Annotated in this window: 11 protein-coding genes; 5 read left to right on the top strand and 6 right to left on the bottom strand. The window is 70.1% G+C overall.

The window, feature by feature from the left end; all coding sequences use genetic code 11:
• Nucleotides 1-276: 276 nt before the first annotated feature.
• The 3 genes from ACSVC7_RS25095 (at nt 277) to ACSVC7_RS25085 (ending at nt 6,250) form a co-directional block, all read left to right on the top strand.
• Entirely contained in the window at nt 277-1,527 is a 1,251-nt protein-coding gene (locus ACSVC7_RS25095) for an exonuclease SbcCD subunit D C-terminal domain-containing protein (protein WP_448207385.1), read from the top strand.
• Nucleotides 1,527-5,309, top strand: a complete 3,783-nt coding sequence (locus ACSVC7_RS25090; RefSeq protein WP_448207386.1) for an AAA family ATPase — start codon at nt 1,527-1,529, stop codon at nt 5,307-5,309. Before ACSVC7_RS25095 ends, ACSVC7_RS25090 begins: the two co-directional genes overlap by 1 nt.
• Before the next feature lie 104 nt (nt 5,310-5,413).
• Nucleotides 5,414-6,250 (top strand): BON domain-containing protein, encoded by an 837-nt coding sequence (locus ACSVC7_RS25085; protein WP_448207387.1) that lies wholly within the window; start codon nt 5,414-5,416, stop codon nt 6,248-6,250.
• Between the two features lie 50 nt (nt 6,251-6,300).
• Here ACSVC7_RS25085 and ACSVC7_RS25080 read toward each other — a convergent pair whose 3' ends face one another.
• On the bottom strand, nt 6,301-6,657 hold the full coding sequence (locus tag ACSVC7_RS25080) for a hypothetical protein (RefSeq protein WP_448207388.1): 357 nt from the start codon (nt 6,655-6,657) through the stop codon (nt 6,301-6,303).
• Between the two features lie 121 nt (nt 6,658-6,778).
• Nucleotides 6,779-7,750, bottom strand: coding sequence for a replication protein RepA (locus tag ACSVC7_RS25075; RefSeq protein WP_149472271.1), 972 nt, complete (start codon nt 7,748-7,750; stop codon nt 6,779-6,781).
• Between the two features lie 1,106 nt (nt 7,751-8,856).
• On the opposite strand from ACSVC7_RS25075, the gene ACSVC7_RS25070 reads away from it, so the two are divergent.
• On the top strand, nt 8,857-9,894 hold the full coding sequence (locus tag ACSVC7_RS25070) for a ParA family protein (RefSeq protein WP_448207389.1): 1,038 nt from the start codon (nt 8,857-8,859) through the stop codon (nt 9,892-9,894).
• On the top strand, nt 9,884-10,762 hold the full coding sequence (locus ACSVC7_RS25065; RefSeq protein ID WP_448207390.1) for a ParB/RepB/Spo0J family partition protein: 879 nt from the start codon (nt 9,884-9,886) through the stop codon (nt 10,760-10,762). The genes ACSVC7_RS25070 and ACSVC7_RS25065 overlap by 11 nt, the downstream gene beginning before the upstream one ends.
• A 98-nt stretch (nt 10,763-10,860) precedes the next feature.
• Here ACSVC7_RS25065 and ACSVC7_RS25060 read toward each other — a convergent pair whose 3' ends face one another.
• From ACSVC7_RS25060 to ACSVC7_RS25045, 4 genes are all read right to left on the bottom strand, one after another.
• Nucleotides 10,861-11,394 carry a mismatch-specific DNA-glycosylase gene (locus ACSVC7_RS25060; protein ID WP_448207391.1) on the bottom strand — a complete coding sequence of 178 codons (534 nt, stop codon included), beginning with the start codon at nt 11,392-11,394 and terminating at the stop codon, nt 10,861-10,863.
• Nucleotides 11,395-11,448: 54 nt separating this feature from the next.
• Nucleotides 11,449-12,165, bottom strand: coding sequence for a YoaK family protein (locus ACSVC7_RS25055; RefSeq protein WP_448207392.1), 717 nt, complete (start codon nt 12,163-12,165; stop codon nt 11,449-11,451).
• Nucleotides 12,166-12,426: 261 nt separating this feature from the next.
• Nucleotides 12,427-13,014 (bottom strand): ANTAR domain-containing response regulator, encoded by a 588-nt coding sequence (locus tag ACSVC7_RS25050; protein WP_448207393.1) that lies wholly within the window; start codon nt 13,012-13,014, stop codon nt 12,427-12,429.
• A 15-nt stretch (nt 13,015-13,029) separates the two neighbouring features.
• Nucleotides 13,030-14,697, bottom strand: a complete 1,668-nt coding sequence (locus ACSVC7_RS25045) for an ABC transporter ATP-binding protein (protein ID WP_448207394.1) — start codon at nt 14,695-14,697, stop codon at nt 13,030-13,032.

The following is a 14,697-nucleotide window of genomic DNA, read 5'->3' as shown; positions in this document are numbered from 1 at the left end:
TCCACAATTTCCAAGAACCCGCGGCGCCACCTGGGGAACCGCAAAACCCCGCGCTCAGTCCCGTATGAGGAGTGAGCCGCCAGGGCCAGATTGTCATCTGTTTTCCGACCCGGCGGCGCTTCGTCAGCGGCCACCGCGTCGGGAGGCGCTTTATATGCCCCCTCCTCCGGATCGCGCAAGCGGTTTTTTCGACCCTCGGCGATTTTTTCGCACGGCGCGTTCGGACGCGGCTTTTCGTAAAATGCCCATCCCTTTCCTGCTGGACCCTTTCATCCCATGCGCCTTCTTCACACCGCCGACTGGCATCTTGGGCAGACGTTGCACGGCATCGCGCGCGATTATGAGCACGCGCGCTTCCTCGACTGGCTGCTGGACACGCTCGACGAACAGGCGGTGGACGCGCTGGTGATCGCGGGCGACGTGTTCGACGGGCAGAACCCGCCGATTCCCGCATTGGGGCTGTTCTACCGGTTCCTGGCGCGGGCCAAGACGCGCCGGCCCGGTTTGGACGTGGTGGTGATCGCGGGCAACCACGACAGCGGCAGCCGGTTGGAGGCGCCCTCGCCGTTGCTGAGCGAGCTGGGCGTGCGCGTCGTGGGCGGCCTGCCGGTGGAGGCGGATGGGCGCTTCGCGCCGGAGCGGCTGGTTTTTCCCCTGCACAACGGTCGTGGGGAGATTGCCGCGCGTTGTATCGCCGTGCCTTACCTACGAGCGGCCGATTTGCCGCCCGTGACGGAGGTGGAGGACGGCATCGACCCGCTGATCGAGGGCGTGCGCCGCGTGTATGACGCCGCGGTGGAGGCGGGGCGCGCCGAGCGCCGACCTGGAGAGGCGATGATCCTGACCGGCCACTGCTACATGCGGGATGGGGCGCTGTCGGAACTCAGCGAGCGCAAAATCCTGGGGGGCAACCTGCACGCCCTACCCGTGGAGATGTTCCCGGAGGATGCTGCCTACGTCGCGCTGGGCCACCTGCACCGGGCGCAGGCGGTGGGCGGCCGGGAGGGGGTGCGCTACAGCGGATCGCCTCTGCCGCTGGCCATCGACGAGGAGACCTACCCGCATCAGGTGGTGCTGGCGGAGTTTGCCGAGGGGCGGCTCGTCCGGCGGGAAGCGGTGCGCGTGCCGCGCTTCGTCGCGATCCGGCGCGTCCCCGGTGGAGGGCGGTTCGCCCCGCCGGAGGAAGTGCTCGCCGGGCTGGGTGCGCTGGAACTGGAAGAGGCCCTGCCGCGTGAAGCCTGGCCCTTCGTGGAGGTGTCGGTGGAGCTGGCCGAACCGCGGCCGGCTTTGCGCGAGGAGGTCGCGGCGGCTCTGGCGGAACGGCCGGCGCGGCTCGTGAAGCTGTCGGTCCGCCTGACCAGCGGCGGCGAATCGCTGGCTGAATCCGCGCCGCAGATGGAATTGGCGGAACTGGCGCCGGAGGACGTGTTCCAGCGGCTTTACCAGCGCACCCACGGAGGGACCCCAGACCCGGCGCTGATGGCGGCCTTCCAGGAGCTGGTGACGTCCGTGCAGGAGAATGCGTGATGCGGATTCTTGCGGTGCGCGGCTGCAATCTCGCCAGCCTTGAGGGGAATTTCGCGGTGGAGCTGGACCAGGATCCGCTGCGCCACGCAGGCCTGTTCGCCATCACCGGCCCGACCGGGGCGGGCAAGAGCACCATCCTGGACGCACTGTGCCTGGCGCTGTTCGACAAGATGCCGCGTCTGCCCGACGGGCGCGGGGTGCAGTTGGGCCGCGACGGCGGAACCGACGCCATCAGCACCACGGACGTGCGCACGGTGCTGCGTCGGGGGGCCGGGTTCGGCTGGGCCGAGGTGGACTTCGTCGGCATCGACGGTGCGGCCTACCGTGCCCGGTGGGAGCTGCGGCGGGCGCGGCAGAACGCGCGCGGGCAGCTCCAGAAGCAGGTCATGAGCCTGTCCAGCATGGACGGCGCGAAGCGCTACGGCGACGGCAAGACGAGCGTCCTGGAGGAGATCGCCGCCCGCCTGGGGCTCAGCTTCGAGCAGTTCCGCCGCGCCGTCCTGCTGGCGCAGGGGGATTTCGCGAATTTCCTGAAGGCGCCCGCGGTGGAACGCTCCGCTCTGCTGGAGTTGCTGACGGGGACGGAGATCTACTCCCGCATCTCCATCGCCGCGCACGAGCGTTGCGTGGTCGAGCAGCGGGCGCTGGAGGCCCTGGACGCGCAGGTCGCCGGCATCGGCGTGCTGGGCGAGGAGGAGCGCGCGGCGCTGGGCGCGGAAGCGGAAACCGCCGCGCAGACCGTCCGGGAGGGCGAGGCCGCCGTCGAGTCGGCGCGCGCCGCCGTCGTCTGGCACGAGCGCGACGCCCAGCTCTCGGCATCGGAGGCCGAAGCCGCCGGTCTGGCCAAGGAGGCCGAGCGCGTCTGGCAGGAGGCCGAACCGCGTCGACAGGAGGCCGCGCTGTTGCGCCGCCTGCACCCGTTGCGGCCGCTGCTGGCCGAGTCGGACCGTTGCGCCCGCGAAACCACCAAGGCGAAAGAGGCGGTGACGCGCGCCGAAGGCGCGGTTACGGCGGCGCGGCAGCTGGTGGAGCAGGTCACCCGACGGCACGCCGAGGCGCGCGGGGCTTTCGAATCCGCCTGCACGGCCCAGGCGGACGCCGAGCCCGCGCTGGAACGGGCGACCGTGCTGGACGCGCAGATCGCGACCCTCGCGGCCCAGCACGCGGAAGCCCTGGCCGACGCCGCAACGGCGAATCAACGCGCCGCAACGCAGCTAAACGCCTGGAACGCTTTGCAGAAGGCGCTTGACGAGGCGCGGCGGGAGGCCGCGGAGCGGGAGCACTGGCTGGCCGGCGAAGCCCCGCTCGCGCCGGTGGCGGAGCAATGGGCCCGCTGGGAGGCCCTGCTTCTTCGATACAGTGAAGACGCGCTGGCGCACCGGGGCGCCGACGCGCAGGCCCGGCTTTGCGGGGACGAGGCGTCGGGGCATGAGGCGGAGATTGGCCGGCTGGCCGGGGTCCGGACGGACGTCGCGGCGGCACGCGACGCCGCAGAACGGACGCTGGCGGCGGTCCAGGCCGAACCGGTCGTCGCGCTGGACGAGGTCAGCCGGCAGCGCACGGCGCTGACCGCAAGACGCGACCGGCTGTCGGCACTCGCCCGGCTGACCGAGAGCGCGGTCCGTCTGGCGGCGGAACAGACGGAAGCGGAGACCGACCGGGCGCAGCAGGCCGCCGCGGCGGGACAGGCGGACGCGTTGGCGGCGGAGTCCAAGGCCGACATCGACCGGCGCCGGGCAGTGCTGGACGAGGCGGAGGCAACGCTGCGCCGCCTGCACCTCGCCCACCGCGAGGATGTGGAGTCCCTGCGCGCCCAACTCACCGACGGGGATCCCTGCCCCGTTTGCGGCGCGACGGCGCATCCGTGGGTGGGCGATGGAACGGCCGGCGGCGCGGCGCTGGAGCGGATGGCCAACGAACAGGAGCGGCGGGTCGCGGATCTCCGGGCCGCGCTGACGGACCGGGTGAAGGCTCACGGCGCGCAGGAAGCCTCCGCGCGGGCGGCGCGGGAGCGCATCGCTGGGCTGGACAAGCGGCTGGCGACCCTGCGGCGGGATCGTGCGGAGGTCGCCGGGCGCTGGTCGGAACTGGCGGTCGGGCTGGACCTGCCGAAGGCCCCGGACTCGGCGGTCGTGGCCTCCCTCCTGGCGGTCACGGAGGCGGAACTGGCGGAAGTCGGGCGGGCCGAGGCCGCGGCGCTCGACCACAAGGCCCGGCTCGACGCCGCCGGGCAGGAGCGGCGGACCCGCGAGGCGGCTCTGGCCGAGGTCGAACGGGCCATTGAGGCGCGCACCCGGCAACGCGAGGCCGCCCGCCACGCGGAGGCCCTGGCCATCGCCGGGCGCGACCGTGCGGCACGCGGCATTGAGGACGCGCGAGCCGCGCTGGCCGCGCCCTTCGCCGCGCTGGACGGGTGGGACGCGGCTCTCCGGACCGATCCGGAGGGCTTCCGGGCCACCCTGGCGGGACGAGTCGCGGAATTTCTGAAGCAGCGCGACGCCCTCGCCCGCGCCTTGCGGACCGGGGAGACGCTGGAGAGCCAGTCGGTGGCCAAGGCGGCCGAGTTGGACGGCGCCCGACAGGCTGAACAGGCCGCGCGCCACCGCGCCGACGGGCTTGCCGGAGACCTGCGGGCGCAACGCGAGGCGCGCGCCGGCCTGCTCGGCGGGCGGGCGGTGACCGAGGTGAAGAAGGAGCTGGCCGAGGCCCGGCAGCGGGCGGAGGCCCTGGTGGACAAGGCCACAGTCGCCCGCCAGGACGCCGCAGCCCGCCTGTCCGCGGCCGAACAGGACCACGCCACGCGCGGCGAGACCGCCCGCCGTTGCGCCGAGGCGGCGGAGAAGGCCGTGGCAGCGTTGGCGACCGCAGCGGCCGGGCGCGACGTGACGGTCGAGGAGGCGCGCGCCCGCCTCGCCCACGGCGAGGACTGGCTGACGGCGGAGGAAAAGGCGCTGGCCGGCCTGGACGCGGCGCGGCGCGAAGCGGCGCTGCTGGTGACGGAGCGGACCCGGTTGCGGAGGGAGCATCAGGCGGTCGGCCAGCCCGCCGCCACGGTGGAGGAAGCGCGCGCCGCCGTGGTCGAATCGAATCGACTGTTGCAGGAGGCGCGCGGCCGGCTGGGCGAGGCGCAGGCGCGCCTGCGCGCCGACACAGAGAACCGGGAGCGGCTCGCCGCCGTGCTGGACCGGGTGGAGGCGCAGCGCAAGACCCACACCCTGTGGGCGACCATGGCGCAGCTCATCGGCTCGGCGGACGGGCGCAAGCTGCGGAACTTCGCGCAGAGCCTCAGCCTCGACCTGCTGCTGGTGCAGGCGAACCGGTACCTGGGCGACCTCGCGCGGCGCTACCGGCTGGAACGGGTGGCCGGGGCCGACCTGGAGATCCAGGTGGTGGACGGCGAGATGGGCGACGAACGGCGCGGCGTGCACAGCCTGTCCGGCGGCGAGATGTTCCTGGTCTCCCTGGCCCTGGCGCTCGGCCTGTCGGCGATGGCGGGGGGAGGCGGCGGGGGCATCGGCACGCTGTTCATCGACGAGGGCTTTGGCACGCTCGACCCCGACAGCCTGGACCTTGCCCTGTCCTGCCTGGAGGCGTTGCAGGCCACCGGCCGGCAGGTCGGGGTGATCAGCCACGTGCCGGCACTGGTCGAACGGATCGGCGTCCAGGTGCGGGTCATGCCGCTGGGCGGCGGGCGCAGCGCAGTGACGGTGACGCGAGGCGCCCTGCCGGAGCCGGCCGAGCCGCCCACCGCCGTGGGACAGCCGGCGCTGGCGCCTTCCTGAACGCGGGCTCCTGGCCGGCCAAGGAACCGCCCTTCCACGGGCCATGTTGACCGGAGAGCCGCCGAACGTGGCGGCTCTCGCACCTTTTCAGGAGGGGGTGTCACATGGCGAACAACGACCGCTGGTGGCGGGACGACCGGAGCCGGGCCGATTGGAACAGCAGCGGTTGGAGGCAGGGCGGCGAGCGCGACGTGCGCGGCCTGGGCCAACACCGCGACTATGGCCGCGACATGCTGAACGACATGCGCCGCTACGCGGGTCGGGACGATTGGGGCCGTGACGATCGGCACCGGAACGACTGGGGCCAAAGCGACTGGAGTCGGGACGCCGGCCGCTCCGATTATGGGCGGATGGGTTACCGGGATGCGGGCTACGGACGCTCGGGCTACGACTACGGCCGGGGCGGCCACTACGGCGGCGGCACGCGCGACGAGCGCGGCTTTTTCGAACGGGCCGGGGACGAGATGGCCTCCTGGTTCGGCGACGACGACGCGGAGCGGCGGCGCCGTATGGACGCGTGGCGGGGCGACGAGGGCGCGCAGCACCACCGGGGGCGCGGTCCGCGCGGCTACTCCCGCTCCGACGAGCGCATCCGCGAGGACGTGAGCGACCGGCTGACCGACGATCCCTACGTCGACGCATCGGACATCGAGCTGACGGTCAGCGGCGGCGAGGTGACCCTGTCCGGCACGGTGGACGACCGCCGCGTCAAGCGCCGGGCCGAGGACATCGCGGAGTCCGTGGCCGGCGTCCGCCATGTGCAGAACAACCTGCGCGTCGGGCGGGGCATGGGGTCCTCCACGACTTCGGCCGGCGCCGCCTCCCTGGCGGGCACCGGCTCGTCCTCGTCCTACGACACGCGGACGACGGGCACGGTCGGGGGCATGAACACCCCGGCGACGCGGGAGACGGCGGACACCGACTCCACCACCCGGCGCTGACGCGGAGGTCCGGAAGCGGGCGGTGGTCCTCCGCCGCCCGCTTCCGGTCATCATTGCTGCTGTTGCTGTTTCGCGCGCTGCTGCGCGGTCGGGCCTTGCGGCGGGTTGCGGGGATCGATTTTGCTCGGCGTGCGGCCGGCGCTACCCGTGACGCCGGAGGCGCTGGACCCTCCGGTGCTGCTGCCGGACGACGCGCCGGTGCCCCAGGGCGATCCTTGGGGGCCGAGCTGGCTGCCGCCGCTGCACCCTGGATCGTTGCTGCCCGCCGGGCAGTTCGCCGTCGACGTCCCGGCCCCGCCGCCGGTGGTGGTGTTCGGGGAATTGTTCGGAGAGGTCTGCTGCGCCCAGGCCCCTCCGGTGATCAGAAGAATGGCCGCCACAGCGGCGCCAAGCTTGGTCGAACCCATGCTGTCCTTCCCTTGAGACGGTGCGTTCTCTCGGGCTCAAGAACAGCGCGCCGCGCGATATGGCGCGGCGCTGGGTGATGGGCCGGGTATTGGTTCCGCCCCGGTGTCTCAGCCCCGGGACTCAACCTCGCACGGGGCGCAGAACCAGGTGCTTGTTGGAGGGAACGGCCGGCGCGGACGGGCGCAGGACGAGGCCTTTGGAGGTCGGCTCGATGTTGGCGTCGGGGTAGACGGCCATGACGTCCTTCAGCGCTTCCTTCAGGCGGAAGGCCAGCACGCGGTGTTCGCTGACCGAGCCGAAATGCTGCGACAGCGCGTGCCAGGGGACGAGCGTCTGCTTGTCCAGACGATGCAGGCGGTGCACCAGCCAGACATAGGCGTCCAGCGCCAGGGCGGAGTTTTTCAGCTTGGCGATGGCGTGCTCGTCCAGCGGGACGGCGTGCTCCATCAGATGCTCGAAGAAGCTCTGGGTCAGGCGCACGAAGCGCACCCACTCGCCGCCGGTGCGGAACAGGTCGGGGGTGTCCTCCTCGTCGCGCCACAGCTTGATGCCGTCGATCAGACGCTGGTCGGAGATCTCGGCGGTGGACGGGCCGGTGGTGGTGCGCAGCGTGAACTCGCTACGGGCGATTCGCAGCACCTGCTCGCGCACCGGCTTGTAGTTGCCGCGCTCCCCGCCCGTGGGGGCAAGGCCCAGGCGGCGCAGCCACGCGCTCATGCTCGGCCCCAGGTCGACGTGGGCGCTGCGGGTCTTCCGCGCCTCGGTCTGGAGGTAGATCATGATCAGGCGGGCCTTGGCGCCGTAGGGCACGCCGACGTCGAGGACGGTGCCGTCACGCAACGGCAGGATGCCGGGGCGGACGACGAGCTGGTACTTGCCGTTGTTCCGGACCCACGGGGCGGTTTCGTCCTTCGGCTTGCGGTGCGGCAGCGACGCCTGGCAGAAGCCGGCGTGCAGATAGCCGATCGCGTCCATCTCGTTGGACAGCGCCTCGTGAGCCATGATCACACGGCGGCGCTCCTTGGGGTCTTCGGTGCGGGCCAGAACCGCCTCGAAACCTTCCAAGGTCAGCTGCTCGTGGATTTTCGCCATGGACACCCTCCGGCCTCTTTCTGTCACGTCCTCGTCATCCCAGAGAACACAAAATGTGGTGGCTGTGAAGCGCGTCCATCCCACGAATCGCTGAAGTTGCAACGGAACGTGCAGATTCCGATTCAAACTCAGCGAAGGGCTCCGGCGGACGGTCCTGAACGCCCCTCCCGGACGCCCCCGGTCGCTACGGCGTCCCGCCCACCCCTTTCGCCGTTTCAATTTCAGCGTCGGCTTTTTCCGGAGGGAGCCCGGCCAACCGCTTGTCCACAGGCCGGCGCGGTTGTCCACGCTGAGTTGGAATCGCGGGCGGCCCTTCGGACCGAAACGGCTCGCTGACTCCGCAACGACAGGGGCGCTGAAATCGCAACGGGGACTCGCTCGTCCACGCAGAAGTCGAGTCAGAAAAGGCGGTTATCCACGCTGAACTCGCAACCATGTCCTATATGAGTCCCGATAGATTCACCGGTTGGACCAGTCGCGCGAGCATCGGCGCGACCCCTTTCGCTGAAAACGCAACAGCGGACAGGTGCGGGAGTCGCCGAACGGGCATTCGGGGGTGGCCGGGAATCGTCCTGGTCTCCGCCCAAGGCGTCCGACCCGGTGCCGGACTTGACACAAACCGCCCCCAATCCTGACGCTGAATTGGTAACGGTCGAATCGGAAAAGCAAGGGTTTCCAAGGCTTAGGCGACTCGTGAACGACTCGGCGAGTCGGACGCAGATCTTGCAACGCAATACGAAAACGTGACTCCCCGCTGGAACGCTGAATTTGAAACATCGGAGTCCAGGCGTATCAAGGTGCGAATCGAAAGGCTCGGCTCCAGACAACGCTGAATTGGTAACGCTGCCGAGAATGGGCTTGACGGGGTCTTGGTCGATTCGTGTCCGGAACGGATTTGTGGGGCGCCACTCCCGCCCCTTTTCCCGCTGGAAAGGAAGCCATTGGCTCCACCGGAGCGCCAAATCCGACGGTTTTATGACCGCATTCCCATACGACGTCGCATGAACCGGTGCCCTCGGCTGATTGACGCAAGCCGCACGCCCTCCCCTTGACCAATTGCGTCAAATCGGTAAAAACTCGCCCATCAGATCCACACCGGAGGCCCGATGAACGGGGAAGAACTGCGCGCCATCCGCGAACGGCGCGGAGAGGACCAGTTGAGCTTCGCGACGTGGCTCAACGGCGCGCTCAACCGTCGCTACGACCGCTCCCGTATCAGCCGGTGGGAGAGCGGGGCGGAGCGCATTCCCCAGCAGGTCGCCGGCTTCCTGGCAAGCCACGGGGGCATGGCGGCGGTCCCTCCGACTCAAAGCCCGACCGGGCCGAAGCTGCGCCGTGCCGTGGTGGCCGTGGCGAACCAGAAGGGCGGCGTGGGGAAGACGACCACGGCGGTCAACCTTTCTTATGCACTCTCGACGCTGGGCCTGAAGGTGATGCTTCTGGACAGCGACCCGCAGGGCAACGCCACCGTCCATATGGGCCTCGACCCTGGCGAGATCGAAACGCAGCGCAAGGGGCTCTACAACGTCGTGCGCGGCGGGGCGTCCTTCGACAGCATCCTCCAGCCGGTGTGCGACGGTGCGGTGATGCTGGCCCCCTCCAGCATCGGCCTCGCCGCGGCGGAGACGGAGCTGGTGGCGGAGCCGGACAACTCCCTGGTCCTGAAGGAAAAGCTGGCGGAGGTCCGGAACCGTTACGACGTGATCGTGATCGACTGTCCGCCGAACCTCGGCCTGCTGACCATCAACGCACTGGCGGCCAGCGACCTCGTGCTGATCCCCGTGCAGACGGAGGTGTTCGCGGGCCTCGGCGTGCCGCTGCTGCTGGAGACCATCGCCAAAATCCGGCGTCGTTCGAACCCGTCGCTGAACATCTTCGGCATCCTGCCGACCATGTTCTCCTCCCGCTTGACGCAAGACCAGGCGAGCCTGCGCGAGATCCAGGAACATTATGAAGGGCGCACCCGCGTGCTGAACGCCGTGCCCCGCGCGACCCTGTTCGCCCAGGCGTCGGGCGCCGGCCGCCCGGCCATCGAGGCCGACCCGAACTCCAACAGCGTGCAGGCCTACGGCGAACTGGCGCGCGAACTGGCCGCCCACCTCCAGACCCCCAACACTGTCGAGAATGCCGCCCATGTCTCGTAAGCTCGAACGGACCAGCACCCGCATCTTCGACAAGGCGGCGCAGCGCGGCGGCGATTCGTTGTTCGGACTGTCGGCCGACTTCCCGCGGCTGATTGAGGTCGACATCGACCGGGTGCACCCGAACCCGGACCAGCCGCGCCGTCATTTCGACGAGCAGGCGCTGCAGGAACTGGCGAACTCCATCGCGCGGCACGGGCTGAAGCAGCCGATCCTGGTGCAGGACATCGGCGAGGGCGACTACCGCCTGATCGCCGGCGAGCGGCGCCTGCGCGCCTGTGGGCTGGCCGGGCGGCAGACCGTCTTCGCCATCGTCACCGACGGCGATCCGGACGAGTTGGCGCTGATCGAGAACATCCAGCGCGTCGACCTCGACGCCATGGAGCTGGCCCGCGCCTTCGCCCGCCTGATCGAGCGGCACGAGTACACGCACGAGGCGCTGGGGCAGGTCATTGGCCGCAGCCAGGCCGAGGTGACGCGCACCCTGTCGCTGCTGCGGCTGCCCACCGAGATCATCGCTGAATTTGAAACGCGCTACCGGTCCGTGCCCAAGAGCATCCTGACGGAGATCGCCGCGGTGGACGATCCCACCGTGCAGCGCCGCCTGTGGGACGCCGTGAAGGACGGCGGCACCGTCAAGGCCCTGCGCGAGGCGAAGCGAGCCCAGACCGGGGGCGTCGAGGCCGACAAGGGCGCCGCGAAGGCCGCTCCGCTGCCGGTGGTGCGTTTCGTTTCGGCTGTGCACCGGATCGCCAAGGACTTCTCCGCCGTCGACGTCCGCGACCTGCGCGACCATCGCAAGCAGATCGACGAGGCGCAATGGCAGGAACTGCGCCGCCTGCACGCCATGCTGGACGAACTGCTCGCCTGAGCGTTTCCCGCCCCAATCATCGACGCTGAATTTGAAACGCCCGGCCTTTGTCGGGCGACAGGAGCCTGTGCGCGGTCACGCTGAAGCCGCAACGGTGCTCACGGCGTCGCGCTGAAACCGTCGATCAGCCGCTTCACCTCGCGGAACCAGCGCAGCTTTTCCTCGAAGGGCAGACGGGCGAGCCCGCTGGGCGAGGGCAGCACCACGTCGATGGGGCTGCCGAACAGACTGGTGTCCTGCACGCCCCAGTCCGCCCGATCGCGATCGGCGGCGGCCAGATAGACGCCCTTCCCGGTGTAGGCGATGATGCGCGGCCGAAACTCCGCCACCAGCGCGCGCAGGCGCGGCACGCCGCCGCGCAGCTCCGCCCGGCTGAGGTCGGCGGCGCTGGGGGTGGCGCGGGCCACGAGATTGGTGGAGCCCAACCCGAACTCCGGCAGGCGGCTGTCCTCCTCCGGCTGCATCAGGCGGGGCGTCAGGCCGGACGCCGCCAGCAGCCGCCAGAACTGGTTCCCCCGCCCCGCGTAATTGTGCCCCAGCGCGCCGGAGCGCGTCCCCGGATTGAAGCCGACGAACAGCGCGTGAAGGTCGTGCGCGACGATGTCGGGGATGGGGCCTTCGCAAGGGTTCATGGGGGTCGGGAGCAACGCTGAATTTGAAACGCTGGGGGAAATCAGCTGGCCATATCAGCTGGCCGTGCGCCACTGGTTGACGATCACCGGGGCCGCGACGCCGGCAAGGATCACCGCCAGACTGACGAACAGCAGGGCGCCCCCCATGCGGTAGCCAAGCACCCCCAGCACGCCGCCGGCGAAGAAGGACAGCACGGTCGGCGCATGCATCTTCAGCTTCTCGACCGTTCCCTGGATCTGCTCCCGGTCGGTGCGGTGGGCGAGGCTGTCGAGCAGGTTGCCGAGTTCGATACCGATGTCGGTGATCATACCGGTGACGTGGGTGGTGCGGACGCGCGCGTTGGAGATGCGGGTCACCACGGCGTTCTGCAAGCCCATCAGGAAACTGAGGCCCATGACGAGCGCCGGCCCGCGCAGTTCGTGCAGCCAGACGTCGGCCGCGCCCAGCCCGGCCAGCAGCAGCGCTTCCAGGAACACGCTGTAGGCGTAGATGGCCGACAAGCCCCGGCGGTGCCCGGCGTTGATCAGCAGGGTGGAGACCATGGCGCCGGCGACGAAGGTCGCCACGATGGCCAGCGCCACCCCGAACATCCCGACATTCCCCACGGCCAGATGGTCGGCCATGGTCGAGACGGTGCCGGTCATGTGGGACGAATAGAGCCCGGCGGCGTAGAAGCCGGCCGCGTTGATCGCCCCGGCGATGCCGGCCAGCGACCAGGCGAGGTTTCGGTCGGCCGCGGTTCCCCGATGTTCGCCCTGGCGGATCAGCATCCAGACCTCCGAATGTCCCTGCAACGCGCTCGGAAAGCGCGGGCGCCGATCATAGCCGATGCCGCGCCACGTCGGGCAGGAGGAATGCGAAGGCCGGACCGTTTGCGGGTGGCTTGTGCGACTCTGCAAGCTCTGGCAGAGTGATCATGTGCAGCGTTGTCGACGACGGCCGACCGGCGGGAAAAATTGGACTCGCTGGTCCCGGAACCAAAATCTTGGTTCCGTATCATTTGCGCTGCAACCCCTTGAAAACAAAAAATCTCAGATCCCGATTTCGGCGGCGGTGACCACGCTTTGGGCGATGTCGGCGATGCGGCGGCCCTGCTTCATCGCGGCCTTGCGCAGCGCCGTGTAGGCTTGCTCCTCCGTCAGGGACTTCTGCTGCATCAATAGGCCCTTGGCCTTTTCGATGAGCTTGCGCTCGGCGAGTTGGCTGCGCGCCTCGTCGCGTTCGCGTTTCAGCGTTTCAAAAGCAGCGAAGCGCGACAGGGCCGTCTCGACGATGGATCGCACGCGGTCGGGGCGCAGGCCATCCACGACGAAGGCGGCCACGCCGGCCTCGGCCGCCTGCGCGGCAAGGCCGGGTTCCGCCCGCTCCGCGAACAGCAGGACAGCGCAGCCGCCGGAGCGGGCCAGCCGGAACAGCGGGTCCACCGCCGCGCGGTCCGCCGTGCCCAGCGTTGCAACAACAGCGTCCGGCGCCAGCGCCGCCGCACGTGGGATCAGGTCGGCAAGACCGCCGGCCGGCAGGACCCTGAAGGCACCGGTATCACTCAGCCCGTCCTCGATCGCGCGGGTGCCCGCGTCGTCGTGGCCGGCCACCAGGATGGTCAGGGTCTTGCTTGCCATGGGTCTTCGCCGTCCTTACGCCGCTTTCGCCGTGCCGTGGTGCCCGCCTTCCAGGAAGTTCAGCAACTCCTCCCGGTAGGTGTAATAGCGGGGATGCTCCAGCAACGCCTGACGGGTCCGGGGCTGCGGGATGTCGACCTCCAGGATGTGGCCGATCTTCGCGTTGGGGCCGTTGGACATCATGACCACGCGGTCGGCCAGCAGGATCGCCTCGTCCACGTCGTGGGTGACGCAGATGGCGGTGACCTGGGTGCGCGCCCAGACCTCCATCAGCACCTCCTGAAGCTCCCAGCGGGTCAGGCTGTCCAGCATGCCGAAGGGCTCGTCCAGCAGCAGCAGCTTCGGCGACAGCGCGAAGGCCCGCGCGATGCCGACGCGCTGCTTCATGCCGTTGGACAGTTCCGCCGCCTTCTTGTGCAGGGAATCGCCCAGCCCCACGCGGCCCAGATAGTACTGCACGATGTCGCGGCGCTCGGCCTTGCTGGCGTGGGGGTAGACGCGGTCCACGCCCAGCATGACGTTTTCCGCCGCGGTCAGCCAGGGGAACAGGCTGGGGGCCTGGAAGACCACCGCCCGGTCGGGGCCGGCGCCGGTCACCTCCCGCCCGTCCAGCACGATGCCGCCGGTCGAGACGTCGGCCAGCCCTGCCACCATGGACAGCACGGTGGACTTTCCGCAGCCGGAATGGCCGATCAGCGAGATGAACTCCCCCTTGCGCATCTTCAGGTCGAAGCCGTCCACCACCGTCAGCGGCCCCTTCGGCGTCGGGAAGGTCTTGGTGACGCGGCTGAATTCGACGTAGCGCTCGTCCGGCGCCCGGCTGGCCTGGGCGGCCAGATAGGCCTTGGGCGGCGGGCTGGCGGTGATGGGCTGCACGTTCGGCAGGGTCACGCCGTCCTCGCCCCCCGTGGCGGCGGCGCGGGCGACGCCGGCCTCCATCAGGTAGGCCGTGACCTCGGCGCGCAGGCGCTTGAAGTCCGCGTCGTGGTTGACGGCGGTGCGGTCGCGCGGGCGCGGCAGATCCACCGTGAAGGCGGGGCCGAGCGTGGCGCCCGGACCCGGCGTCAGCGGGATGATGCGGTCGGCCAGCAGGATCGCCTCGTCCACGTCGTTGGTGATGAGGACGACCGTCTTGCGGTCCTTGCGCCAGATCGCCTCGATCTCGTCCTGGAGCTTCGCGCGGGTCAGCGCGTCCAGCGCCGACAGCGGCTCGTCCAGCAGCAGCATGTCGGGGCTCATGGCCAGCGCGCGGGCGAAGCCCACCCGCTGCCGCATGCCGCCCGACAGCTCCTTCGGCCGGCGGTCAGTGGCGTGGCCGAGCCCGACCGTCTCCACCGCCCGGCGGGTCAGCGCCCCGCGCTCCGCCGCGTCCTTGCCCCGGTGCACGCTGTCCACGGCCAGCGCGACGTTGTCCTTCACGCTGAGCCAGGGCATCAGCGAGTAGTTCTGGAACACGACGCCGCGCTCCGGCCCTGGCCCGCGCACCGGCTTGCCGCGGAACAGCACCTCGCCCGTGTCAGCTTCGGCGAGGCCGCCCATCAGGTTGACCAGCGTCGTCTTGCCGGATCCGGAGAAGCCGACGATGGCGACGAACTCCCCATCCGCGATGGACAGGTCGATGGCGTTCAGGACGTTGGTCGCGCCGTAGGATTTTGAAACGTTCTTCAGTTCGAGGATCGGCAT

The organism is Azospirillum mesophilum, from assembly GCF_053470405.2.
This window is presented reverse-complemented; position numbering and strand designations above follow the sequence as displayed.